The organism is Streptomyces xylophagus (genome assembly GCF_000716435.1).
GTDB lineage: Bacteria > Actinomycetota > Actinomycetes > Streptomycetales > Streptomycetaceae > Streptomyces > Streptomyces xylophagus.
Map to the genome: position 1 here is coordinate 276,466 of NZ_JNWO01000001.1, position 23,886 is coordinate 300,351.

Annotated in this window: 20 protein-coding genes and 1 pseudogene; 10 read left to right on the plus strand and 11 right to left on the minus strand. The window is 68.6% G+C overall.

Features of this window, described 5'->3' with window-relative positions:
* Window positions 1–104 precede the first annotated feature (104 nt).
* Complete coding sequence (locus OO70_RS01250; protein ID WP_043662632.1) at window positions 105–4,043, plus strand: glycosyl hydrolase; 3,939 nt, start codon at window positions 105–107, stop codon at window positions 4,041–4,043.
* Here the strand turns inward: OO70_RS01250 and OO70_RS01255 are convergent.
* A complete protein-coding gene (locus OO70_RS01255; RefSeq protein WP_043662635.1) occupies window positions 4,026–5,051 on the minus strand; it encodes a LacI family DNA-binding transcriptional regulator in 1,026 nt (341 codons plus the stop codon). The genes OO70_RS01250 and OO70_RS01255 overlap by 18 nt on opposite strands.
* Before the next feature lie 158 nt (window positions 5,052–5,209).
* Between OO70_RS01255 and OO70_RS01260 the strand changes: the two genes are divergently transcribed.
* On the plus strand, window positions 5,210–5,896 hold the full coding sequence (locus tag OO70_RS01260; protein WP_043662637.1) for a TetR/AcrR family transcriptional regulator: 687 nt from the start codon (window positions 5,210–5,212) through the stop codon (window positions 5,894–5,896).
* Between the two features lie 36 nt (window positions 5,897–5,932).
* Here OO70_RS01260 and OO70_RS01265 read toward each other — a convergent pair whose 3' ends face one another.
* The 7 genes and pseudogenes from OO70_RS01265 to OO70_RS54380 all read right to left on the minus strand — a co-directional run bounded on the left by OO70_RS01265 (window position 5,933) and on the right by OO70_RS54380 (window position 12,867).
* Window positions 5,933–7,726 carry a CocE/NonD family hydrolase gene (locus OO70_RS01265; protein WP_043662638.1) on the minus strand — a complete coding sequence of 598 codons (1,794 nt, stop codon included), beginning with the start codon at window positions 7,724–7,726 and terminating at the stop codon, window positions 5,933–5,935.
* Window positions 7,727–7,758: 32 nt separating this feature from the next.
* Window positions 7,759–8,490, minus strand: coding sequence for an acetate uptake transporter (locus OO70_RS01270; RefSeq protein WP_043662640.1), 732 nt, complete (start codon window positions 8,488–8,490; stop codon window positions 7,759–7,761).
* Between the two features lie 410 nt (window positions 8,491–8,900).
* Complete coding sequence (locus OO70_RS01275; protein ID WP_234336658.1) at window positions 8,901–9,572, minus strand: TetR/AcrR family transcriptional regulator C-terminal domain-containing protein; 672 nt, start codon at window positions 9,570–9,572, stop codon at window positions 8,901–8,903.
* A 129-nt stretch (window positions 9,573–9,701) separates the two neighbouring features.
* Window positions 9,702–10,686 (minus strand): annotated as a pseudogene (locus tag OO70_RS01280) (alpha/beta hydrolase).
* 131 nt (window positions 10,687–10,817) lie between these two features.
* Window positions 10,818–11,219 (minus strand): RidA family protein, encoded by a 402-nt coding sequence (locus OO70_RS01285; RefSeq protein ID WP_043662644.1) that lies wholly within the window; start codon window positions 11,217–11,219, stop codon window positions 10,818–10,820.
* Window positions 11,220–11,293: 74 nt separating this feature from the next.
* Window positions 11,294–12,505, minus strand: a complete 1,212-nt coding sequence (locus OO70_RS01290) for an FAD-dependent monooxygenase (protein WP_051740436.1) — start codon at window positions 12,503–12,505, stop codon at window positions 11,294–11,296.
* A gap of 113 nt (window positions 12,506–12,618) precedes the next feature.
* Window positions 12,619–12,867 (minus strand): hypothetical protein, encoded by a 249-nt coding sequence (locus OO70_RS54380; protein ID WP_158711392.1) that lies wholly within the window; start codon window positions 12,865–12,867, stop codon window positions 12,619–12,621.
* Window positions 12,868–13,185: 318 nt separating this feature from the next.
* Between OO70_RS54380 and OO70_RS55700 the strand changes: the two genes are divergently transcribed.
* Window positions 13,186–13,419, plus strand: a complete 234-nt coding sequence (locus OO70_RS55700; RefSeq protein ID WP_051740438.1) for a TetR/AcrR family transcriptional regulator C-terminal domain-containing protein — start codon at window positions 13,186–13,188, stop codon at window positions 13,417–13,419.
* On the opposite strand, the gene OO70_RS01300 is transcribed toward OO70_RS55700, so the two are convergent.
* Window positions 13,420–14,037, minus strand: coding sequence for a PadR family transcriptional regulator (locus tag OO70_RS01300; protein ID WP_043662646.1), 618 nt, complete (start codon window positions 14,035–14,037; stop codon window positions 13,420–13,422).
* Between the two features lie 240 nt (window positions 14,038–14,277).
* Here OO70_RS01300 and OO70_RS01305 point away from each other — a divergent pair, with 240 nt between their 5' ends.
* The 3 genes from OO70_RS01305 (at window position 14,278) to OO70_RS01315 (ending at window position 17,065) form a co-directional block, all read left to right on the plus strand.
* The gene (locus OO70_RS01305) at window positions 14,278–14,868 is read left to right on the plus strand and encodes a hypothetical protein (protein WP_234336659.1); all 591 of its coding nucleotides are present in this window, start codon (window positions 14,278–14,280) and stop codon (window positions 14,866–14,868) included.
* Window positions 14,869–14,891: 23 nt separating this feature from the next.
* A complete protein-coding gene (locus OO70_RS01310; RefSeq protein WP_043662648.1) occupies window positions 14,892–16,259 on the plus strand; it encodes a carotenoid oxygenase family protein in 1,368 nt (455 codons plus the stop codon).
* A gap of 164 nt (window positions 16,260–16,423) precedes the next feature.
* Complete coding sequence (locus OO70_RS01315) at window positions 16,424–17,065, plus strand: RNA polymerase sigma factor (RefSeq protein ID WP_324604826.1); 642 nt, start codon at window positions 16,424–16,426, stop codon at window positions 17,063–17,065.
* 34 nt (window positions 17,066–17,099) lie between these two features.
* Here the strand turns inward: OO70_RS01315 and OO70_RS01320 are convergent, their stop codons facing one another.
* Together OO70_RS01320 and OO70_RS01325 are read right to left on the minus strand one after the other, a co-directional pair.
* Window positions 17,100–18,023: an SDR family oxidoreductase gene (locus tag OO70_RS01320; protein WP_043662650.1), complete on the minus strand. Its 924-nt coding sequence runs from the start codon at window positions 18,021–18,023 to the stop codon at window positions 17,100–17,102.
* 224 nt (window positions 18,024–18,247) lie between these two features.
* On the minus strand, window positions 18,248–19,102 hold the full coding sequence (locus OO70_RS01325; protein WP_043662652.1) for a chitosanase: 855 nt from the start codon (window positions 19,100–19,102) through the stop codon (window positions 18,248–18,250).
* A gap of 339 nt (window positions 19,103–19,441) precedes the next feature.
* On the opposite strand from OO70_RS01325, the gene OO70_RS01330 reads away from it, so the two are divergent.
* The 4 genes from OO70_RS01330 (at window position 19,442) to OO70_RS01345 (ending at window position 23,877) form a co-directional block, all read left to right on the plus strand.
* The gene (locus OO70_RS01330) at window positions 19,442–20,479 is read left to right on the plus strand and encodes a LacI family DNA-binding transcriptional regulator (protein WP_051740441.1); all 1,038 of its coding nucleotides are present in this window, start codon (window positions 19,442–19,444) and stop codon (window positions 20,477–20,479) included.
* Between the two features lie 154 nt (window positions 20,480–20,633).
* On the plus strand, window positions 20,634–22,025 hold the full coding sequence (locus OO70_RS01335; RefSeq protein WP_043662656.1) for an ABC transporter substrate-binding protein: 1,392 nt from the start codon (window positions 20,634–20,636) through the stop codon (window positions 22,023–22,025).
* A 2-nt stretch (window positions 22,026–22,027) separates the two neighbouring features.
* The gene (locus OO70_RS01340) at window positions 22,028–22,945 is read left to right on the plus strand and encodes a carbohydrate ABC transporter permease (RefSeq protein WP_043662658.1); all 918 of its coding nucleotides are present in this window, start codon (window positions 22,028–22,030) and stop codon (window positions 22,943–22,945) included.
* A complete protein-coding gene (locus OO70_RS01345; RefSeq protein WP_043662660.1) occupies window positions 22,942–23,877 on the plus strand; it encodes a carbohydrate ABC transporter permease in 936 nt (311 codons plus the stop codon). The genes OO70_RS01340 and OO70_RS01345 overlap by 4 nt, the downstream gene beginning before the upstream one ends.
* Window positions 23,878–23,886 lie beyond the last annotated feature (9 nt).

The window sequence follows — 23,886 nt, forward strand, 5'->3', positions numbered from 1 at the left end:
GTGCCAACATTGCAGGTGGCTGACGATCGAGCTGACAGCCGAGCCGATGTAAAACGTTTTTGATCCATGAGGGTGACCGAGCCGTACTCGGAAGGACCGCCGTCGTGATCTCTCCCGCGCTGCAGCAGCTCTTCGACGCCCCGCCCCGGGACTTCGGCCCCACCCCGCTGTGGTGGTGGTCGGGCGCCAAGGTCACCCGCGAGCGCCTCGACTGGCAGCTGCGCAGATTCGCGGACGGCGGCATCCACAACCTCGTGATCATCAACCTCGCCCCGGCAGGCCCGAGTTTCGGCGCCCGCACCGACGACCCGCCGTGGTTCGGCGAGGAGTGGTGGGACCGCTTCACCGACACCTGCCGCATCGCCCGGGACATCGGCACCCGCCTGTGGTTCTACGACCAGATCGGGTTCTCCGGCGCCAACGTCCAAGGCGGCATCACCCGACGGCACTTGGACGCCACCGGCCGGGCACTGCGCATCCGCAGTGCCACCGTCGCCGACGGCACGGTCGCACTGCGCGGCGCCGAAACCCTCGTCGCCGCCTACGACTTGGAGGGCCGATGCCTGCCCGTGGCCCTCGACTCCGGCCCCCTCCGGGTCCCGGCACCCGACCGGACAGACGTGCAGCTCGTCGTAGCCGTCCCCACGGCCTTCGACTACCTCGACCCGTACGCCGTGGGGCTGTTGCTGGACGCCGTCCACCACGAGTACGACCGCCGCGTCCCCGAGTACCTGGGCAACGTCATCGCGGGCAGCTTCCAGGACGAACTGCCCGGCACGAACTCCTGGAGTCACCGCTTCCCCGACGAGTTCCGCACCCGCCGCGGCTACGACCTCCTCGACCAGCTGCCCGCCCTGTTCGGCCCGGTGACCGCCCGCGCGGCGAAGATCCGCGCCGACTACTACGCCGTCCGCGCCGAACTCACCGAAGAGGCCCTCTTCAAGCCGCTCGCGGCCTGGCACGACGAACGAGGCATGCTGATCGGAGCTGACCAGAGCAACCCCGCGCGGGCGGGTTACCCGGCCCAGTCGACGCAGATCTACACCGACTACTTCCGCACCCACCGCTGGTACGGCGCCGTAGGCAGCGACCATCACGGCGACTCCAAGGTGCACTCCTCCATGGCCCACCTCTACGGCCACGAGCGCGTCTGGATCGAGGCGTTCCACTCCTCCGGCTGGGGCGGCACCCTCGCGGACACTTACGACTGGCTCCTGCCGTTCCTGCGCAGCGGCGCCAACCTGTACAACCCGCACGCCAGTTACTTCGGCACCGCGGGCGGCTGGTTCGAGTGGGCGCCCCCGTCCACCGACTGGCGCCAGCCCTACTGGCAGCAGTACCCGGCGTTCTCCCGGGCCGTCGCCCGGATCTGCTCGATCATGTCCTGGGGCATCTACAGCGCCGATGTCGCGGTCCTGCACCCCACCGCCACCATGCAGGCCCTCATCCCGCTCGACGTACCGGTCAAGCACTTCGGCGACGGCCGCCTGGGCGACGACCATGCCGATGTCGACGCAACGCAGCGCGACTATCTGGACCTGGTCGGCACCAACAACTGGCTTGCCCCGCACATCGGTTCACTGGACCGGCACCGCATCGCCTTCGACGTCATCGACGACGCCTCCGTGCAGCGCGCCACGGCCACCGACGGAGCCCTGCGCGTCACGGACCTGGCGTACCGCGCCGTCCTGCTGCCTTCGGCGAGCGTCCTGGAGGAGGAGACGGCACGCCGACTGACCCAACTCCTCGACGCCGGCGGCCGGGTGGTGGTCGTAGGCCGTCCGCCCGCGACGGCGGCCGGCCAGTCCGGTGACGACTCCGTCGTAGCGGCGCTGCTGAAGCATCCCCGGCTGGAGCGGGCGAACGACGCCGAAGCCGGAGCGTCGGCGGTGGCCGACACCGCCGGACACGCGACGGGCGATGTGCCACTGCTGGTCAGGCGCAAGGGAGTTGAGGCAGTGGCCCTGGTGACGGGGACCTTCCCCGACGCCCGCACGCAGCCGGGCGATGCCGACCACGCGGCGGACCCGGCGCGTTACGCCCACCATTCGACCGTCACCGTGCACGCCGTGGTGACCGAGGCGGAGATCTGGAACCCGGCAACGGGCGCCCGCCGACCGGCTCACGTCACTGTCGCCGACGGCCTCTCGACCATCGCTGTGCCACTGGAGGGTGCCCCCGCCGCCCTCGTCGTATGGCGCGAAGGCACCCGGCAGACATCCCCGACGGCACCACAACCTCCGAAGCAGGAACGGACGATCGACCTGTCGAGCGGTTGGGAGGGCCGCCTGGTCCCCACCATGGACAACACCTGGGGTGACCTGGCGCTCCCCGCGGGTTCGTCCGTCGTCGAACCGCAGATCTGGACCATGAGCTGGACCGAGGCCGACCCACCCGACGCGAACTGGTCGAAGACACGGGCGACTTACGGCAACCGGGTCCGCGTCCTGCCTCCAACTTCCTCTGCGCAGGCCCCTGTTCCGCTGGACGCGCCCGGTGTTGAACGAGTCCTCGCCGGAGAACTTCCCCTCACCCCGTCCGGCGCGAACTGGGGCGTCTCGCTGTATTCGTCGAGCCGCGGCATCCCGGACCCGGACGGCCTGCTCGGCAACAAGGGGCTGGTCACCGAGGAGTTCGTACGCGTCCCCGTGCCCGGGCCCGGAACGATCGCCCGGGTCCGTTCGATCGTGGAGACGGACCACCGGGGACCCGCCGATCTACACATCGGCGCTGCGGCAGCCAAGCGGGTGTGGTGGAACGGTGAGCGACTGAACATCGGCACCGGGTATCTCGCCACCGCTCGGGTGGAGGTCGGACGGTCGCGCAACGTGCTCGAGTACGAACTGGGGGAGGCTCAGGACCGGCCGTTGCTGATCTCCGGCGCGGCCGACACCCCACTGGGTAGTTACTTCTGTCTGGCCCGTCCGGACAGGTTCGCGGCACGTCCGCAGTTCATGTGCCTGCCGGAGGACGTACGACCATCCGGCGGCGTGACCTATCGAGGGCGTCTCCATGCCTCTGGCCAGGCGGTACTCGTCGTGGGCGCTGCGGTGGGCGTCACCGTCCTGCTCGACGGGGCGGTCGTCGCGCGCCAGGAGAAGGTGGAGTACTACGAGTCCGACTGGGGCGCGGTACCGATGTTCTTCCGCCACCAACTCACCCTCGGCGAAGGCGAACACGTACTGGAGGTGGTGGCCGACGCCGTTCACCCACGCGAGGCGGTGTTCGTCGACTGCGTGGCCGCAGCGAACTCCTTGGTGAGCGGGGCTGGTTGGGAGGCCGAGTCGGGGGAGTGGCACGGTCGTACCGTCGAACACGAGGGCCGGTGGGGCGAGTTGCAGCACTGCTACGCGGCCGTACGACCGCACCCGTTGCCGGACACCGAGTGGCTCACCGGCGCACCGGTGCTGGGCACCGCCGTGCTGCCGCTGCGGTCCATGGACACCGTTCGCGAACGCGCCCAGCGCTTCCGCTTCACCGTGCCGCCGGGCACCGTATCGCTGGACCTGCCGGTGGAGTTGCCCGCGAGGGTGAGGGTTGGTGACGGCAACGAGATGCGGCTCGACGGCCGGGTCCTGACACTGGATCAGCCCCTCCCGGAGCCCACGGAGATCGAGATCGTCACCGCGCCGACGGCCGTACTGCGGGGCGGCTCCGCTTGGAGCGGGCCGGTGCGCGTCCGGACGGGTCCGGCTCAACTGCCTTTGGGTGACTGGCAGTTGCTGGGGTTGGGCGGCTGGAGTGGTGGTGTCACGTACTCGCGGGAGGTGGAGGTGCCGGCCGGGCCGGACCCGGTGCTGGATCTCGGGCGGGTGCGTGGCAGCGTGTCGGTCGATCTCGACGGGGAGTGTGTCGGGGAGGCGTTCTGTCCTCCGTACCGGTTCGAACTCCCGGGGGCCGCAGGGCGGTTGGTCCGCCTGGATGTGACCGTCAACAACACCCTGGCTCCCTATCTCGCCGAAGCCACCCCCACCGCCTGGGCGTTCCCGTCCCAGCTCTCGTCGGGGCTGATGGGACCCGTGACGCTACGCATCCCCGTCTGACAGCGGCCGGGTGGAGTCGCGAAGGACGAGGTCGGGCGCGAACACCCTTGTCTCGTGGGCGTGTTCGGCGCGGGCCTCCACCTCGTCGAGCAGCATCCCCACGGCGGCCTTGCCGAGCTCCTCGACAGGTTGCCGGACCGTCGTCAGGGTGGTGCCCACGAAGCTCGCGATGTCGAGGTCGCCGTAGCCGACCACCTGGATCTCCTCGGGTATGCGCACCCCTCGCTCGCCGAGTCCACGGCACACACCTGCGGCGAGGAAGTCGTTGGTGCAGAAGACCCCGTCGGGAAGTTCGTCGAGAGTGCGGGCGATCTCCAGGCCGTAGGCCACCGTCATTTCGTCGGCGACGGCCTGGCGCAGGCGCGCCTCGCGGCGGGTGCGTACGGCCTGGCGGGCGCCCTGGTAGCGGTCGGCGCACTGCACGATGCCGCGTTCGCCGTTGACGACGAGGATGTCGCGTGCTCCGCAGTCCAGGAGGTGCTGTACGGCGATGCGGCCGCCGGCGATGTCGTCGACGGAGACGGAACAGCCGTCCTGGGCCGACAGCGCACGGTCCGCGAGGACCAGAGGGATGCCGCGTTCGCGCAGCCGGGTGAGGCGGGTGGGGTCGGCGCCGAGCGGTACCACCACCGCCCCGACCGCCCGTTGCTCGATCAGCATCGTGAAGTAGCCCTGCTCCCGCTCGGGGGTGTCACCGCTGTCGCAGAGCACGAGGGAGTAGCCGTGGTCGTAGGCCGCGTCCGCTGCACCGCGCGCGATGCGCGAGTAGAAGGAGTTGGCCACATCCGGCAGTACCAGGCCGATCGAGGACGAGTGGCCGGTACGCAGACCTGCGGCTCCCGGATGCGGCACGTAGTCGAGCGCGGCGACCGCGTCGCGGACCCGCTCGGCGGTGCGGGCGTTTACCCGCTCGGGCCGGTTCAGGACATTCGACACCGTGGACACCGAGACCCCCGCGGCGGCCGCGACATCCTGGATACGGGCGGGGCGAACCTGAATGGCGCCCACCCCCCTCGCTGTGACAGCCGTGCGACCAGGCACGACGCGGTTCTCATGGGCGGCGTCAGTGTACCCCGATGGTCGTTGGAACGTTTTCTGCCGGGTGGCTCTGGGCGGACCATGCGGTGGCCCAATTGGCCAGTGATCAGCAGGGTTAGCATGGGGTTATGGCTGAGGGTTCCGGGGCTGATGCTCCGACGGAGGGCGACCGTCCGCTGAGGCGCGATGCGGCCCTCAACCGGGAGAAGATTCTGCGTGCCGCGCGGGAGGTTTTCGGCCAGCACGGGCTGGGGGTCACGCTCGATGACGTGGCCCGGCACGCGGGGGTCGGGGTCGGGACCGTGTATCGGCGCTTCCCCGACAAGGAGACCCTTGTGCGGGCCCTGTTCGAGCAGGATCTAGGGATACGGCAGGCGTCTGCGGAGCGGGCGCTCGCCCATCCCGATGCGTGGGAAGGGTTCGTGGACTTCCTCATGGAGATGGGGGCGGACCTCGCCGAGAACCGTGGCCTCCATGAAGTGATCATGCTGGGGAGCCACAGTTCCGAGCCCATCGAGACGGTGCGGGGTGGCATGCTCCCCTTCCTGGAAGCCCTGATCCGGCGGGCCCAGGAGAGCGGGGATCTGCGTCCGGAGATCACTCCTTCCGACATCCCCGTCGTGGTGCAGATGCTCAGTGCCGCCAGCCAGTTCACCCAGGGCAAGCGGCCCGATATCTGGCGCCGCTATTTCGAGATCCTTCTCAACGGCATCAGGCAGCGTCCCGACAACCTTCCGCTGTCGACACCGAGCCTGGGCAACGAGACGGTGGAGCAGGTGATGGGCTTGGTCAGGCCCGCCTCCACAGAGGAGTAGCAGGTCTGCCGTACGTACAGACCTGCCACCCGTGTGTCAGGAGGACGGTCCCCAGTCGTCGCGGCTGGGAGTGGCCGAACTCGGTGTCGTCAGCGGCAGGTTGACTGAGGATGCCGCCTGTGGGGAGCGGTCGACGGTGTAGACGCCACCGGCGAGGTTCGCCAGTTCCTGCGGGGTCGGGGCGACGGGGAAGTGGAAGTCGGCCGGTGGCTGGCTGTTGATGCTGATCTGGATCCGGTAACCGGCCGGAATCCTGGTGAAGTTGGACAGCAGCGAGATGTCGTAGCGCGTGGTCTGACCGGGTGTCACCGGGCGCTGCGACGCTTCGGTGAACGGGTGGCTGGGCTTGAGCAGGGTGTTGTTCGCGCCGTACCAGCTCTCTTGGGCGTCCACTGCGCGTTGGCTGCCCAGGAGAATTCCGTCGGCCTGCTTGGTCACCGTCCCGTCCGGCGCGACGATGCTCAGCTTGGCCGTCAACTCGGTCTCCGGCGTTGTCGACTTGGCGTAGAGGGTGACGTCGGTCGGGCCGTCGAGCAGGGCGGCCTTGGTGAGCGGGGAGGTGGTGTAGGTCAGCGTGTTGGCCGCGGTCGCCGTGCTCCAAGTGAGCGTGTCGCTGCCCTGACTTGTCGGCTTGTCCGTGGTGAGGGAGCCGTCGCCGAGGTAGTAGGTCCGGGCGTCGGAGGACAGCGGCCATGCCGCGCTGTCGACCCACGTGTTCGCGCCGTTCTCGAACAGGTGCAGGGGTGTTGAGGTGGTGGCCATGCCGGTGGGCGCGTTCTTGAGCCAGGTGTCGAACCACTCCAGGCGGATGGCCTGCAGCGTCGCCTCGTTGACGTGCTCGCCGTGGGTCCAGGGGCCGACGATCGCCTGGTAACGGCCGGTGACGGGGTCGTCCGACGAGATCGGATCGGTCAACGGCCGGTGGAAGTAGGCGTTCTGGGCGGACACATAAGCGCCGAGGTTGCCGCCGGGGAAGAGGTCGTTCCAGCCGGCCTCGGTCAGCGCCGGAATGTTGTTGCCGACGATCCGCGGCATGAGCTTCTGGACGTTCAGGGCCTGCCAGTACGCGTCGTTGTACGAGCGTGAACCACCCGAAGCCTGTTGGGCGATGGTCACCGACTGCGGGTCGGTGGCGGGATCGTCCTCGGGGCCGCGCGGCTCGGCCCGGGCGATGCCGGCCACGAAGGGGGTCGGGATACCGCCGTTGGCGGTGAGGTCGTTGTAGAAGTCCGAGTCGGTGCAGAACGGGGTGATGGCCTTGAGCGCGGAGTTCTTGCCCACGGCCGCCGCGGTGAACCACTGGTCGACCCCGAGGTAGGAACAACCGTCGAGCCCCACCTTGCCGTTGGACCCCGACAGCGTGTGGGCCGCCCAGTCGACGAGGTCGGCTCCGTCCTTGCCCTGCCGGTCCCCGAACCAGTCGACCTGTCCACCGGATTCGCCGGTACCACGTATGGCGGAGGCCACGTAGATGTAGCCCCGCTGCACGAAGTAGGTGCCGCTGTCCGTGGGATCGGAGCGCTGTGCGCCGTAGGGATTCTGCGTCAGGAGCACGGGGAACGGGCCGGACGCGCGTGCGCCGGTGCTCGGGTCGGTCGGATAGACGACCTCGACGGCGATCTTCACCCCGTCGTCCATGGTCACGGTGGTGTGGACGGGCGCGCTCGCCGCGTAACTGGCTGCGGGCGGCTGCCAGTTGGCCGCGTGCGCGGGGAGTGCGGTGGCTGTCGTCTGGCCTGCGGCCACGAAGAGGAGCACCGCGGAGGCGCTGCTCAGTACGGAGACTCTGCGGGGCGGTTTGAGGCGGTCTCTTGCCTCGGGCTTTTTCATGCGGCTCCTTGAGGTGGGTGGGGGGTTCCGCATCACGCCGTCTGCGCGACGGCCTGCGGGTCGCGGCTCAGGGCGAAGAGCGGGAACACCGTGCGTCCGCGGATGTCGTTGGTCAGCTCCGCCATGACCAGGTAGAAGGCGACGGCGGCCAGCACGATCTCGACGTAGCCGGCGGTGTGCAGCACCCCTTCGCTCGGCACACCCGCGCTCGACGCGCCCAGGTAGGCGATCACCAGCAGCACGATCGTCAGCGTCAGCAGGGAGAACGCGCTCACGATCACCGCGTTCGTGCCCAGACTGGCCACGGCGAAGACCAGCGTGACGACGAGCCAGGCGATCAGGAACAGGCCCAGCGACTGCATCACCGCGTGACCGCCCGCGGCTGCCGAAGCCTCCGCCGACGCTCCGCCGGCCTTCGCAGCGGCGGCCGCCGCTCCCGCGATGTGGGGTGCCGCCCAGAACTCGATGACGGTGTAGCCGAGCCAGAACGCCCCGTACGCCGTCAGGAACGAAGCCGCGAACGTCGCACCCGAGGCCAGGGCGAAGAAGCCCGCGACGAGCTGGACGATGCCGCCGTAGAAGAACGTTCCCGCCAGCACGATCGTGCCGTCGGCCGCGTCGATGACGCCGGCGGTGTGCAGGCCCAGGATGAGCGAGCACCACGCGAACCCGGCCGCCCCCACGGCTGTCGCGTGACCGATGTGGGAGGCGGTGACTGTCGGGACCGGCGGGCTCTGGGCATCGTGAAGCGCCACTTCAGCCATAGTGATCAACCCTTCTGGAATGTCGACAGCGGGGGCGTTCGACCCGAGCCGTCAACCGAATGGTCGGTAGTTTGGGAACGGCCGGTTGGGGCTGTCAAGGGATCGAACCGAAGTGGAAAACGCCCTCGGTGTCGCTTCGGCGGCGCCTGATGGCGGGTCGGCGACAGGGCGCGGGCGGCTTCAGCCGCGCGCCTTCGGTACGCCGATCTCGGGCATCTTGCCTGGTGGGGATGGGTGCCTGTCGTTCGGTTCGAGGTGACCGGCTGGACGGCGAGTGATCGTCCGGGAGAGTCGAGTCGCGGGGCTTCCCGGGCCGAAGAAAGTGGAGATATATTCTCCGAAACGGGGGTGGGGGTGTCCTCGGCAGCCGCCGTGGACACCTGCCCACCGCTACCGGGCGCGGCGAACGATCACCTGCCGGGGAGGTCCTTCTGGGGGAGCTGCGCGCGGAGGCCGCCGAGAATCAGGCCGAGTCCGAACTCGAAGCGGTCGTCGAAGTTGAGGATCTCCTCGACGGGGGTGGAGAACAGTTGAGGGTAGGTCTCGCGCGCGCCGGGGAACGTGAGCCTGTCGCGGGCGTCGTCGGTCAGGCCCTGCTGTTCCAGGACCTCCCCGAGGACGTAGCAGAAGACAGTGGACGTGGCCCAGAGTGCGGCGACCCCGTTGAAGCCGGCCCGCTGCATGACACCGACGAGCCGCTCCGCGAGCGTTAGGCTGTGCCGCTTCGCGGCGTAGCTTCCGCCGACGATCCTGGCGCCCTCCCGCTGTGCGAGCAGGGCTTGCCTGAGGTGTCTGGTGAGGAGGGTGACCTCGGCGTCCCAGTCGCTCTCGCGGCTGTCCGGCAGGGCCTTGGCCAGGATCGCCTCCGCCATCTCGTCCAGGAGGGCCTGCTTGTTGCTGAACACGCGGTAGATGGCGGGCAGTTGGAGCTTGTTCGCATCCGCCAGCCGCCGCATGGTCAGCGCTTCCAGTCCGCCGTCGTCGACGATCCGTAGAGCAGTGGTCACCAGTGCTCTGGCGCGGATCGCGGGCGGCGGGGGGCTCGCCTGCGCGGATGCGGAACCTTCGTGACCCTTGGGCATGTTAACGATGTTATCGCCAACGGTGGGGAGCCGCGATGACAGGTGCAGACGATAACTGATGAGAGGCGGGGGAGGAGACCGGAGGGGTTCTGCTCCGGCGGGCGTGAGACGCCGAACGACGCGACGAGATCAGCCCCGCTCCTCTCCCAAGAGCCTGCGCAGCCAGTCCAGATGGGCGGCGAGGGCCGATCGGGACAGCCGTGCCTCCGGAGCGAAGCCGGCGAAACTGTGGAAACCGCCGGGCCAGACGTGCAGTTCGGCCGCGCCGCCTGCCTGCCAGATCCGGTTGGCATAGGTGACGATCTCGTCACGGAAGGTCTCCGCGCTGCCGACGTCCAGGAAGGCCGGCGGGAGGTTCGTGAGGTCATCGGCTCGGGTGGGCGCGGCGTACGGGGACACGTCCGGGCCGCCGCGCGAGGCGCCGAGCAGCGCCGTCCAACCGGTCTCGTTGGCAGTACGGTCCCAGATACCGACGCCGGTCATCTGGTGGGCGGACGGGGTGTCGTTGCGGTCGTCCAGCATGGGGCACATCAGCAACTGGCCGATGGGTCGTGGGCCTTGGCGGTCGCGGGTGAGCAGGGCGAGCGCCGCGGCGAGTCCACCGCCCGCGCTGGTGCCCGAGACCACGATCCGCTCGGCGTCGGCGCCGAGTTCGGCGGCGTGATCGGCCGTCCAGACGAGTCCGGCGTACACGTCCTCGATCTGCGCCGGATGCCGATGCTCCGGAGCCAGTCGGTACTCCACGGACACGACGACCGCGTCCAACTCCTTCGCCAAGGCCAACGGCACAGTGACACCGGCCCTGTTGTTGCCGACCACCATGCCGCCGCCGTGCACGAAGTAGAGGACCGGGCGAGGGTCCGCGGGGGCAGGCCCGGTGGGGCGGCAGATGAGGAGAGGGATGTCTGGGCTGCCTTTCGGGCCCGGGCGCCGTCCGGTCCTCGACGTCGAAGGCGCCGTCCATCGTCAGGTCGATCTCGGCCAGCGCGGCCATCGCCGGTCCGTTGCGGAGGTCGTCGATCTCGCCCAGCGTCAGGCCGGGAGTGAGTACCTCCTTCAACGACTCGAGGACGGCGGCGAGTTCGGGGTCGAACGGGGGCGGTGCCAGGGGCATGGGTTCTCCGTGCGGGTGTGGGTGAAGGGGAGGCTGTCGGGGGATGGTCTGAATCGGTGGTGGATTGGACCGTCGCTTCAGGCCGTCGCTACGACTTGGAATGCCGCTGCGACTTAGAGCGTGGCTACGACTTAGAGCGTGGCTACGACTTCGATCTCGACCAGGAAGCCGTCCGTGTAGAGGGAGGCGACGCCAACGGCGGTGCTCGCGGGAGGAGTTGGGGTGCCCTTGCGCGCCGCGGTGATCATTCCGACCAGTTCGGCGGCGCGGTCGGTTGTGTAACCTGCGATGTAGATCGTCTCCTTGATGATCCTCTCGCGGGAGGAGCCGGCCGCGCGGAGTGCCAACTCGACGTTGTCGTAGGCCTTCTCGAACTGTGCGGCGAGATCGTCGCCGCCGACGAGTTCGCCGTTCTTGTCCCAGGCCACCTGGCCCGAGGTGTAGACGAGTCCGAGTTCAGGCACGGCCACGGCGTGGGAGAGGACGCCCGGCAGCGGGGGAAGCTCAGGGGGATTGATGCAACTGACCGACATGGTTGTTCCTTTCGGGTCTTTGTGGATGTGCGTATCGCGTGTTGAGCGCGGGGCCGGGCCGCTTGAGCACGGGGCTAGGCCGCCACCAGGTGCCGTGAGTAGTCGTCGAGCGTGAACGCGTTCGACCTGTTGATCTGGCTCCGGATCAGAAGTCCCTTGCCGGGAACGTGACTTGCCAGGCGGACAAGGTGGTTGCGGAAGGCGATGCCGTGCGCGGTCCGGGGCGTCATCGTCTTCCCCGAGTCCGGGGCCGACTGCTGGATCTGGCTGATCCAGGGGCGCAGTTTGCGCTCGTACCGAGTGAACGCCCCGGTGATGTCGTCGGGCGTGCCCGCCAGTTCGCCGGCGAGGACGTATGCGCCGACCATGGCGATCGTGGCGCCGTGGCCCGAGAGGGGCGAGGCGCAGTACGCGGCGTCCCCCAGCAGGCCGACACGTCCGGCCGACCACTTGGGCAGCGTGACCTGGCTGCAGGTGTCGAAGTAGAAGTCGGGTGCCGTGTCGAGTTGCGACAGGAGGGCGGCCGCCTCCCAACCCATGCCGGACGCCCGGGCCTTGACGATGCGCATCTGGGCGTCGACGTCGCGCCAGTCGTAGGACGGTTGGCCGGCGCGGAAGCTGAAGAAGGCCATGACCTTCGTGTTGCCGAGGATGGATCGCATCCCGATGGTTCTGCCGGGTTCGCTGTACGCGACGGTCCAGTCCTTCAGGCCGGTGTGGTTCCGGGCCGTCCAGAAGGAGATGTAGGTCCCCAGGTGACGCAGGTGGTCGGCTTCCGGGCCGAACAGCGTCTCGCGCAGTTCGGAGTGGAGGCCGTCGGCTCCGACGACCACGTCGAACGATTCGGCGGGTGCGGACTCGAACTCGACGTGCACCTTCGTGCCGTCGTCGTGTGCCGAGGTGATGCGATCGCCGAACAGGTAGTGGACCCGGTCCCGGGACTGCTCGTACAGCACCCGCGACAGGGTGCCGCGCAGAATCTCGATCTCGGCGACCGGGCCGTCGCCACCGAACTGATCGGCGCGGAGTGCTCCCTTCGTACGGCCTCGGCTGTCGACGAAGGAGAGGCCGGAGTTGCTGTCGCGCTCGGCCCGGACCTCGGTGTCGACGCCCATCCGGCGAAGAACCTCTCGTGACACTCCGCGGAGGTCGACCAGTTGGCCGCCGGTGCGGAGTTCGGGCCACCGCTCCACCACCGTGACGTCCGCACCGTACCTGGCGAGCCACAGTGCCAGTGCGGGTCCGGCGATGCTCGCACCGGAGATCAGAACCTTGAGTTTCCCCATCGGCTGCCTCGCTTCACTGGAGGTGTCGCCCACATGTGTTAACAGCGTTATCGCCGACGGTAGCGTTAACGTTGTTACCGTGTCAACGGAGCGAGATCATCCTTGGGGGAGCGCTACGGCGCGGACGCGACGGGTGTGTTGAGGTGCGGACGCCCGTCTACTGGACCGGGCCCGCGGCCTCGGCGGGCACGGGCCCGGTGCTCTGCTCCGGCGGAACGGAGAAGGCGAGGGTGAGCGGGACGGCGCGCACCGCCGTGTGCGTCCGCGAGGGCGAACGGCACGGTCCCGATCATGGGCAGCACCACTCCGGCGGCGAAGACGATGCGGCTGTCGAGCCGTGCCGCGACCTTGCGGACGGCCACGACGAAGAAGATTGTGCCGCGCCCCTGCGTGATGAGCAGCAGGACCGTCTCGTCACGAACCTGCTGGTAGAAGAGGGAGACTCTCCGATGTGTCTCAGTCCCTGCTGGACACGGTGCGTCGCGCCCTCGACGAGCACCTCCCGGAGGATGCACGGGTCGCGGCGGTGCCCCAACTGGAGCGGTCACTCACGGAGTTGGCGATCGATCTCGGCACGTCGATCGGCGGTGCTCGGCTGACTACGCCGCCGGGTTCGCCCTCGTTGCCCAGGAGCATCTGCGGACTCCGACGACCCGGGACCACATCGCGACGGGGGGGCGGTGGAGGAGGTGTTCGCGGAACGCCTGGCCCACTTCGCCGGCGCCGGGCTCCTGGACACGGACGACCCGCGGCTGACGGGGGATCACTTCTTCGCCCTGGCCGTCCTGTTGGCCTACGACCGTCAACCGGTGCCCGCCAACCCCGATCCGGAAAGGGTCCGTCAGGCCATGATCGACGGGGCCTGTGCGTTCATCCGGGCGTACGCCGTGCGCCAGTTACGCGTGCGGGCGTGATCAGGAGGCGTCCTTGTCCGAGTGCGCCTGATCGGCGACACCGCCGGCACGCGATTCGTCCGCGTCCGGTACAGCCACCTCCGCTACGGGCCCCGCGATGTGCCCGGTCCGAAGCTGCTCGGCGGCCCAATGGGCCCACTCCTGCTCCAACACCCGCTGCCGAATGCCGTGTTCGAGGACGAGCCTGCCGCACACGGTGAGCATGTCCTTGTCCCACTCCTCGGTGTCGCGCAGGGCGACGAGGGTGTCGTGCTCCTTGGCCGAGGCCTCCGCGTGGTCGAGGAGTCGCTGTACCGCTTCCTCGCGCGGGAGGAGTCCGAGGAAGAAGGTCTGCAGGAGCATCGGGTTGCGCTGCGGCCTGCTCTCCCGGTTCTCGGTGAGCCAGCGCACCGTCTCCGCGTGCCCTTCAGGGGTGAGCGAGTACTGCTTGCGTCCCCGGGGGCCCTCCTCCGTGACCTTAATCAGGCCCGTCGCGTCCAGCTTGGTCAGCTCGCCGTAGATCTGGCTCTGCTTGGCCGGCCAGACGTAGCCGAGCGAGGTGTTGAACATTTTCAGCAGGTCGTAGCCGCTGCCGGGGCGGAAGACGAGGAGTCCCAAGAGGGCGTTGCGAAGGCTCATGCCCACAACCCTAACGCGGGTCACTCCAATATTGACAGGTCGAAAACTACCCATGCGGATTCTGTGCGTCCGGGAGGGAGGCCGCGTGGAGGTCGGACGCCGCCGTGGGGGTTTGCACAGGTAGGGCCTGTTCGGGTCTGAGGGGGTGGTCGCGCGGCGGACTTTCGTTCAATATTCCATTCTTGACATGTTGATTGCGGAGCATCTAGCTTCCACCTGTCAAAGTTGGAACATCGAGCTGTGAGGAACATCAACGTGGGCATCATGGGCTACTTGCGTGGGTTCACCCCATGGATCGCGGCGGGCTTCGTCTCCGCCTTCGACTGGCGCTGGGGTGCGGTGGCCGGCTGCGTCGTCGGCCTTCTGCTGCTTCTGCAGGACCGGCGCAGGGGAGTGGCGATGGACGCGATGATCCTGGAGATCAGCACCATCATCTACTTCGTCATCATCGGGGCGATCGCCTTCAACTCGCCCGACTCGTCGGTCCAGGACCACAGCGACGTCCTGTCCTTCGTCTGGCTCGCCGGTACGGCCTGGGGCAGCATGGCGCTCCGAAGCCCCTTCACCCTCGGGATCGCCCGCCGCCAGACGCCCGAGGAGTACTGGGACACCCCGGGCTTCCTCTCCGTCAACAACGCCATCACGGCCGCCTGGGGAGCCGGGTTCACGTTCATCGCCGTCGTGCTGGCCATCGGCAACGCGACCGACGCTCCCGCCTGGGTCGGCATCACCGCCCATGTCGTCGGCCTGGTCGCCCCCGCGGTCTTCACCTCGGTCTATCCCAAGCGTGTCCAGGCGCGCCTCGAAGCCATGCAAGCAGCGTCCGCCTGACCGGCTATCCCAAGGACTTCCCCATGAGTACGGACAAGACCCCACCGTCTCCGCACCTGGCCGGCAACTTCGCCCCGGTCCCCGACGAGATCACGGTCACCGAACTGGCGGTCACCGGAGCCATACCGCCGGAACTCACCGGCTGGTACCTGCGCAACGGCCCCAACCCGCACGAGGCGGCCTCCGCCCACTGGTTCACCGGCGACGGGATGGTGCACGGCGTCCGCCTCGACGGCGGCAAGGCCACCTCGTACCGCAACCGCTGGGTCCGCACCCCCACCCTCGCGACCGGCGCCCAGGTCTACGGCCGCGACGGCGAGATGAACCTCGCCGCGGGCGTCGCCAACACCCACGTCATACGGCACGCGGGCCGCACCCTCGCCCTCGTCGAGACGTCCTTCCCACAGGAGTTGAGCTGCGAGGCCGGGCGCGAACTCGACACGCTGGGGACCTACGACTTCGACGGCCGCCTGCGCACTCCGATGACCGCCCACCCCAAGACCTGCCCGGTCACCGGCGAGTTGCACTTCTACGGGTACGGCGGGCTGTCGGCGCCCTACCTCACCTACCACCGGGCCGACGCCAGCGGCGAGTTGACCGTCAGCCGGCCGATCGACGTACCGGCGCACACGATGATGCACGACTTCTACCTGACCAGGAACCACGTCGTCTTCATGGACCTGCCCGCCGTGTTCAGCATCGAGCGGGCCATGGACCCGGACGGCGGCATGCCCTACGTCTGGTCCGACACCTACGGAGCCAGGCTCGGGGTGCTGCGCAGGGACGACCCGTACGGAGACATCCGCTGGTTTGACATCGACCCCTGCTACGTCTTCCACACCCTCAACTCCCATGAGGAGAACGACGGTCGGCGACTCGTCCTGCTCGGCATGCGGTACCCGTCCCTGCGGGACGGCGTCACCGTAGCGACCGCGGCGCACCTGTGGCGGTGGACCATTGATCTCACCACCGGGGCCGTCGCCGAGGAGCAACTCGACGACCACCCGGGGGAGTTCCCCCGCATCGACGACCGACTCGCTGGCCTGCCCGCCGACTTCGGCCACGCCACCGCGGCGCCCGTCCCGGAACTCCCGCAGTACGACCCGAACGAGTCACGTGCCGCGATCCACCGGTACGACCTCCGCAAGGCGAGCGTCGCCAGCCACTACTTCGCTCCGGGACGCTTCCCCGGCGAGGCGGCCTTCGCCCCCGCCGACGATCGGCCCGGCGGCCCCGGCTGGCTCATGACCTACGTCTACGACGCCTCGACGGACCGCAGCGACCTGGTCGTCCTCGACGCCGACAACCTCACCCAGGAGCCGGTGGCCACCATCCACCTGCCCCGGCGTGTCCCCGCCGGATTCCACGGCAGCTGGCTCGCGGACGCCTGACACACCGCACCCTGCCGAACCGGTGAACGGTGCGCCGTCCTCCGAGCCCGGGCCTTCCGGCTCGGAGGACGGCGCTCGCCAGGGTGCCCTGAACAGCCGGACACAGGTGCCGAAAGGGACTCATGATGAGGGAAGTCGCGGGGGCGGCACATATGGAGGACGCGGTGCTGACGCGTGCGGCGCAGTCGGGTGAACTCGCCGCGCTGGGGCTGCTGTTGGAGCGACACCGGGCGGGGATGCGCGCCGTGGCGTTGAGCGTGCTGGGGTCGGGCCCGGATGCCGACGACGTGATGCAGGACGCGGCGCTCACGGCGCTGCTCCGGATCGGTGACGTCCGCGAACCGGAAGCGGTCGGCGCTTGGCTGCGGATGATTGTGCGCAACGGCAGCCGGCTGGTGCTGCGGCAAGCGGTCGTGGTTCGGCCGGTGAGTAATCTGCCGTCGCAGTCAACGCACTTGGGCCCGGAGCAGTGGCTGGAGCGGAACGCGTTGCGCGACTGGGTCTGGGAGGCTCTGGAGGAGCTGCCCCCGGCGTTGCGTATGCCGCTGGTGCTGCGCTACTTCGCCACCGAGGTCACCTCGTACGAACGGATCGCGGACATTTGCGGGGTTCCGGTCGGTACGGTGCGCAGCCGGCTGAGCCGGGGCCGGGACCGGATGGCGGCCGCCCTTGCCGCCACGGCGGACGGTCCGCACGGAGATGCCGAACTGCGGTTGCGTGCCACGCGAGTTGAAGCGCGCCAACTGCTGACTGCCGCCCGGCAGCGGTCGGTTCGGCAGGTAGCCGACCGCACGTTGGCCTCCTGAGGTCTGTGGCTCACCCGATCATGGAGGGGCCGGATCAGACTTCCGCGCTGAACTCCCCGAAGTAATGGCCCTCTTCGATGTCCGGAACCAGTGCGGGTTGCGTCGGTCGCCACCCCATGCGCTGCTGGGTCAGCGCGCTCGACACCGGGTTGTCGAGGGCGACCAACGGGGCGAGGAAACCGACGAAGTGCCGGCCCGCCTCCTCAGGAGTCAGACTGACGGTGGGGACCTTCAACTGGCGGCCGATGGCCTGTGCGATGTCCCGGAACGGCACCCCCTCCTCGGCGACCGCGTGCAGGGGCGTACCGGCCGGGGCGGATTCAAGGGCCAGTCGGTACAGGGTCGCCGCGTCGAGGCGGTGCACCGACGGCCATCGGTTCGACCCGTCGCCGACGAAGGCGGACACACCCGTCGTACGAGCGACGCCGATGAGAGTGGAGATGAACCCGCGGGCATCCCCTCGGCCATGCACGGTGGGCGCCAGCCGTACCGAGGACGACCGCACCCCGCGCTCGCCCAGAGCGAGGACGGACAGCTCGACCGGGAGCCGTAGCGCTGTGACGAGGTTGGGATTGGCGGGGGTGTCCTCGGTGAGCAGGTGTCCCGGTGTGCGGCCGAGGACCCCGGAGGTGACGACAAAGGGCTTGCCGGTGCCCGTCAACTCCGCGCCGATCGCCTCCACGGCGGTCAGCTCGGCCTTCGCTCGTGCGGCCGAGTCGGTGGTTTCCGTGATGTGCTGGTTCGCGGTGTAGATCACGCCGTCCGCCGCTGCGGCTCCGGCGCGCAGGCTGTCGCCGTCGTCGATGTCACCGCGATGCACGTCGACGCCGGATCGCGTCAACGTGTCGGCGGCCGCGTCCGAGCGGGCGAGACCGAGGACCTGATGCCCCGCTTCGAGAAGTTCGCGGACGACCGCCGATCCGATGTAACCGGTCGCGCCCGTAACGAAAACACGCACAGTGGAGATCCCCCAGGTCGGTTCGAGTCGACCCGGCGGCAGAGGGCGACGGGCTCGTGAACCACGCTAGGAAGGGGCACGTGCGGGTGTCCAACGCCTGTGTCGCATAAGGCGATACGCCGGAGGCATCACCCCGGACGGCGTGGTGCCAGGACCCGTGCGCACGAGTCCTGGCACCAGGCTGTCATGACGGGCAGGGCCGTCCAACGCGCCTACAGGACAGCTCAGTTGATCTTGTAACTGTCCCCGTAGACCTTCCAGGACAGCGGCGTGTTGAGGTCGAAGTTGCCGTTGCGGAGGAAGACGCGCTGTTCGGTGTCGACGCGGGTGGTGTCGCTGTGGGCCTCCTCCTGCTGCATGGCCCACACGCGTGCGTCGAGGAAGGCGTTGAGGTACGTCGTCTCGTTGCCGCCCTGGGCCGGCGGCTTGGCCGAACGCAGGGCGCGGGCGCGGATGTTGCGGAAGCTGGTGGGGTCGTCGCCGTCGCCGTGCATGACGATGGCGTCGTAGTACGTGAACTGGCCCAGGACGCGCAGTCCGTCGGTCTTGCCCTGGCTGACGGCCGGGTTGAAGTACACGCGGTCGCGTTCGTCGTTCTGCGCCTGCTGGAACGCCGTGTCGCCTGCCGCCGTGCGCCAGTCCTTGGGGAAGTTCGGGTCGAGGCCGGAGTGCGAGTCGGTGCCGTTGACGTTGCGCAGCGCGGGCAGGTACTTGGCGAGGACGTTGCCGGGCTTGCGGTCCGTGTAGAGCTGGACGAGGTCGAGCATGTCGCCGGTGCCGGAACAGAAGCCGATGATGCCGGCGGTGTAGCCCCGGCCGTCGCCTATGTCCTCGATGTACTTGTACTGGGCCTTCCAGTCGAGCGAGGAGTTCTCCGCGCTCGACACCAGCTTCATGGCGATCTCCTTCTTCGCCGGGTCGTCGAGGCCGATCGCCGCGGCTGCCTTCGTGGCTGCCGAGGCCCGCGGAGTGCGCAGCAGAGGTGCTGCCGCGACCGACACGCCGAGGAGCGCGAGGAGGGTGCGGCGAGAGGGGCTCGCCGACTCGGAGGTCGCAGATTCGTGGAACGGGTGGACCACGGGGACTCCAAATTGTGGTGGGGGGTGGGGAGTTGGTCGTACCGCCGAACTGATAGGAAACTTAACTATCAGAGGTTCGGCGCGGGCGGCACCCACCCGGAGCCAAGTTCGTAGATATGAACGAGAGTCGCGCGCCTGTGCGATGGCGATGCTTGACGGTTTGCCCGCTCTTGTCGCTCGCGACGCCCGATGTCACGCGGATGCCGTCGTATTTCGCGGATGTTGCGCGAAGTCTTGACGCGCCCCGCCTCGTTGCGTAGATATGACTGCGCAGTCATGACAGCGCAGTCATACACCGGACCGGCACTAGGATTCGGCTGCCGGAGATCGGGAGACACCATGACACCAGTGGCAGGACGCGGCGCGGGAGCCGCGCCGCGCAGTGTGGACGTGGCGCGCCTGGCGGGCGTGTCGCAGAAGACGGTGTCCCGGGTCATGAACGACGAGCCGTACGTCTCGGAGGACGTACGCCGTCGTGTCCTGGCGGCGGCCGAGGAACTCGGCTACCGCTCGAACAACGCGGCCCGCGCGCTGGCCTCCGGCCGTACCAGGTCCATCGGCGTCGTGACGCTAGGCACCGCCCTGTATGGTCCGGCGTCGCTGCTCATGGGCATCGAGCGGGCCGTACGGGACACCGGTTACGCCCTCCGTGTCGTCAACACGATGGAGGGCGAGTCCGCGGGCATCGCCGGAGCCGTCGACTCGCTCCTGGACCAGGGCGTGGACGGCATCGTCATTTCCGAGCCGATCGACGAGGCGGGTGGCGCGGTTCTCTCCGCCCGGCTCGACGTACCGGTCCTCGTCCTCGGCGCACCCCCGCCCTTCGCCGCTCCCCATGTCGTGACGGCCGGCATCGTCTCCCACCAGATGGCGCGCGCGGCCACCGAACACCTGCTGGAACTGGGCCACACCACGGTCCATCACCTGGCGGGCCCCCAACGCTGGTACTCCGCCCGTGACCGTCTCGAAGGCTGGAGTGCCGCGCTCGCCGCGCACGGGCGGGCGGAACCGGCGGTCGTGCAGGGCGACTGGTCGGCGGCGTCCGGCTATGCGGGCGGTCGTGAACTGGTTGCCGACCCCGAGGTGACCGCGGTGTTCGCCGCCAACGACGACATGGCGATCGGGTTGATGCGGGCTCTTGCTGAAGCCGGTCGGCGTGTTCCGGAGGACGTCAGTGTGGTCGGTTTCGACGACACGCCGGTTGCCGCGTATGTGACGCCGCCGTTGACGACTGTGCGTCAGCCGTTCGATGCGATGGCGCAGGACGGCCTCAAGCTCTTGGTTCATGCCATCGAGAACCCTCAGTCGGAACCGTTGCCGATGGCTGATCCGCCGGTCGAACTCATTGTTCGCGCGTCGACGGCGGCGCCCCGCTAGTTGCCCTGCTGGGTCTGCGGGTTTTTGTCTGCGGGCCTGTGGGGGCTGGTCGCGCAGTTCCCCGCGCCCCTGAAGGGGCGCTCACCTCACTGGAAGTTTCAGCACGCCGTCGGTCGGTGTGCCGGTCCCTCATACCCTCACGCGGGAGTTCACCATGTCCGGACCCTTCTCCAACTCCTCCTCGTCCCTTAGCCGTCGGGGTTTTCTCGCCGCCACCGGCGCTGTGTCGCTGGCCGCCACCCTGTCCGCCTGCGGCGGTGACAACGGCGGCACGAGCGGTTCGTCCAGTAGTAAGCCGGTCAGTCAGGCCGACATCGACAAGGCGATGAAGACGCCGACCCAACTCACCTTCTGGACCTGGGTCCCGAACATCGACAAGGAGGTCGCGCTCTTCGAGAAGAAGTACCCGGCAGTGAAGGTCAAGGTCGTCAACGCCGGTCAGGGCACGCCTCAGTACACCAAGCTGCGCACCGCGCTGAAGGCGAACAGTGGCGCGCCGGACATGGTGCAGATCGAGTTCCAGGCGATCCCGACGTTCACCATCACCGACAGCCTGCTGGACCTGCGTCCCTACGGCGCATCCGCGCTCAAGTCGACGTTCGTGGACTGGACTTGGGGCCAGGTCAGCGGCAGCAAGGGCGAGGTGTGGGCGATACCGCAGGACACCGGACCGATGGGCATGTTGTACCGCAAGGACATCTTCGACCAGCACGGCATCCAAGTCCCCACCACCTGGGACGAGTTCGAAGCCGCGGCCCGCAAGCTGCACAAGGCCGACCCGGACGTCTACCTCACCAACCTCGCCGCCAACCAAGTCGCAGCCTGGCACGGCCTGTTGTGGCAGGCGGGCGCCAAGCCGTACGTCACCTCCGGCAAGAGCGACATCACCGTCAGCGTGGACGACGCGGTCTCCAAGAAGCTCGGGGAGTACTGGGGCACCCTCGCCAAGGACGGTGTGATCGGCGTGGAGCCGGACTTCACCGACGCCTGGTACGCGGCCCTCAACAAGGGCAAGTACGCGACCTGGCTCACCGGAGCCTGGGGCCCGGCCTTCCTCTCCGGCTCCGCCAAGGCCACCTCCGGCAAGTGGCGCGCCGCCCCGCTGCCGCAGTGGGATGCCGCGAAGCCCAGCTCCGGCAACTGGGGCGGCTCGACGACCGCCGTCATCCGCTCAACCAAGAACCCCATCCAGGCAGCGGTGTTCGCGCAGTTCCTCAACAGCGACCCCGCCAGCGCCAAGATGTTCGCCACCGAGCAGTTCTTCTTCCCGGCCACCAAGACCCTGCTCGGCGAGGCGAGTTTCCTCGGCGACGCGCCCGCCTTCTACGGCGGCCAGAAGGTCAACCAGGTCTTCGCCGACATCAGCGCCCAGGTCGACCCCGCCTTCCAGTGGCCGCCGTTCCTCGACCGCGTGGCCACCGACTGGACCGAGACCGTCGGCAAGTCCCTCGCCGACAAGACCGACACCGTCCGCGCGCTCGGTTCGTGGCAATCGCGCATCACGACCTTCGCCAAGAGCCAGGGCTTCACGGTCAAGGGAGGCTGATCATGGCCACCATCACTACGGCCGTAGCCCGTCCCAAAGCCTCACCCCGTCGCCGCCGGCACGGCACCGCAGGAGCCCTGTTCATCGCCCCGTTCATGGTGCTGTTCCTGCTGCTCTTCCTCGCCCCGCTCGGCTACGCGGCCTATCTGAGCCTCTTCCAGGAGAAGCTCATCGGCGGCTCGACGTTCGTCGGCCTGGACAACTACGTGACCGCCCTCAAGGACCCCCAACTCCTCAAGGGCATAGGCCGCGTGGCCCTGTTCTTCGTCATCCAGGTTCCTGTGATGCTCCTGCTGGCCCTGTGCTTCGCACTCGCTCTGGACAGCGGCCTGCTGCGCCTCGCCCGGGTGATCCGCCTCGGCATCTTCGTCCCGTACGCCGTCCCCAGCGTGATCGCGACCCTCATGTGGGGCTACCTCTACGGCCCCGACTTCGGCCCCTTCGCCCAGATCAGCCACGACCTCCATCTGCCGGCCCCACACTTCCTCTCCGGCAGCTGGATGCTCGGCAGCCTCGCGAACATCGTGACCTGGGAGTTCGTCGGCTACAACATGATCATCCTGTACGCCGCGCTGCGCACCATCCCCGCCGAGCTGTACGAGGCGGCCGCCATGGACGGCGCCGGCGCCTGGCGTATCGCCTGGTCCATCAAACTGCCCGCGCTGCGCCCGGCGTTGACCCTCACCCTGCTGTTCTCGGTGATCGGCAGCTTCCAACTCTTCAACGAGCCGAGCCTGTTGATGAAGGTCGCCCCCGACGTCATCGACAGCTCCTACACCGCCAACCTCTACGCCTACTCCGTCGCCTTCATCAGCCAGCAGACCAACTACGCGGCCACGGTTTCCTTCATCCTCGGTCTTGTCATCGTGATCGTGTCGTACGCCTTCCTGCTCACGGCGAACCGCAGGAGGACCGCATGACCACCGTGACGCCCACCGCCTCAACCGCCGGGACAGCAAAGCGAGTTGAGCCCGAGTCCCGCGCGCTGCGACGCTCGTCGGCGCATCGCCGCAGCACCCCGCTGACCATCGTCATGCTGGCCGTCCTGGCGTACTTCCTGCTGCCCCTCTTCTGGCTGCTGATCGCCTCGACCAAGAGCACCCAGGACCTGTTCAACAGCTTCGGCCTGTGGTTCTCGCACGCCCCTCAACTGCTGTCGAACATCAAGGCCACCTTCACCCAGGACGACGGCGTCTACGGCCGCTGGCTGCTCAACACGGTCCTCTACGCCGGAGTCAGCGCCCTCGGCGCCGCACTGCTCGCGGCGGCGGCCGGCTACGGCTTCGCCAAGTACCGCTTCCGCGGACACGGCGCGGCCTTCAACCTCGTCCTCGGCGCCATCATGATCCCGACCACGGCCTTGGCGATCCCGACCTACCTGCTCTTCGCCAAGGCGGGGCTGGTGAACACCCCTTGGGCGGTCATCCTGCCCTCCCTGATCAGCCCCTTCGGCCTCTATCTCATGCGGATCTACGCCGAGGACGCCGTCCCCGACAGCCTCATCGAGGCCGCGCGTATGGACGGCGCAGGAGAACTCCGGATCTTCACCACGATCGCGCTGCGGCTCCTCGCGCCCGGCCTGGTGACCGTCGTCCTCTTCACGCTCGTCGCCACCTGGAACAACTACTTCCTGCCGCTGATCATGCTCAACGACCCGAACCTGTACCCCATTACGGTCGGGCTCTCCTCCTGGGCCGCCCAGGCGCAGAACGGTGGCGCCGGAGCCAGCAGCGACATGCTCGCCCTCGTCGTCACCGGGTCCATGATCTCGATCATTCCGCTCGTCATCGCCTTCCTGCTGCTTCAGCGGTACTGGCAGAGCGGCCTGGCGACCGGCGGCGTCAAGCAGTGACCCCCACCC

Coding starts and splice junctions, on each gene's coding strand:
- OO70_RS01340 (WP_043662658.1), top strand. CDS start 22,028: ATGGCCACCATCACTACGGCCGTAGCCCGTCCCAAAGCCTCACCCCGT.
- OO70_RS01290 (WP_051740436.1), bottom strand. CDS start 12,505: ATGGGGAAACTCAAGGTTCTGATCTCCGGTGCGAGCATCGCCGGACCC.
- OO70_RS01265 (WP_043662638.1), bottom strand. CDS start 7,726: ATGAAAAAGCCCGAGGCAAGAGACCGCCTCAAACCGCCCCGCAGAGTC.
- OO70_RS01330 (WP_051740441.1), top strand. CDS start 19,442: ATGACACCAGTGGCAGGACGCGGCGCGGGAGCCGCGCCGCGCAGTGTG.
- OO70_RS01345 (WP_043662660.1), top strand. CDS start 22,942: ATGACCACCGTGACGCCCACCGCCTCAACCGCCGGGACAGCAAAGCGA.
- OO70_RS01260 (WP_043662637.1), top strand. CDS start 5,210: ATGGCTGAGGGTTCCGGGGCTGATGCTCCGACGGAGGGCGACCGTCCG.
- OO70_RS01270 (WP_043662640.1), bottom strand. CDS start 8,490: ATGGCTGAAGTGGCGCTTCACGATGCCCAGAGCCCGCCGGTCCCGACA.
- OO70_RS01285 (WP_043662644.1), bottom strand. CDS start 11,219: ATGTCGGTCAGTTGCATCAATCCCCCTGAGCTTCCCCCGCTGCCGGGC.
- OO70_RS01275 (WP_234336658.1), bottom strand. CDS start 9,572: ATGCCCAAGGGTCACGAAGGTTCCGCATCCGCGCAGGCGAGCCCCCCG.
- OO70_RS01300 (WP_043662646.1), bottom strand. CDS start 14,037: ATGAGCCTTCGCAACGCCCTCTTGGGACTCCTCGTCTTCCGCCCCGGC.
- OO70_RS01335 (WP_043662656.1), top strand. CDS start 20,634: ATGTCCGGACCCTTCTCCAACTCCTCCTCGTCCCTTAGCCGTCGGGGT.
- OO70_RS01310 (WP_043662648.1), top strand. CDS start 14,892: ATGAGTACGGACAAGACCCCACCGTCTCCGCACCTGGCCGGCAACTTC.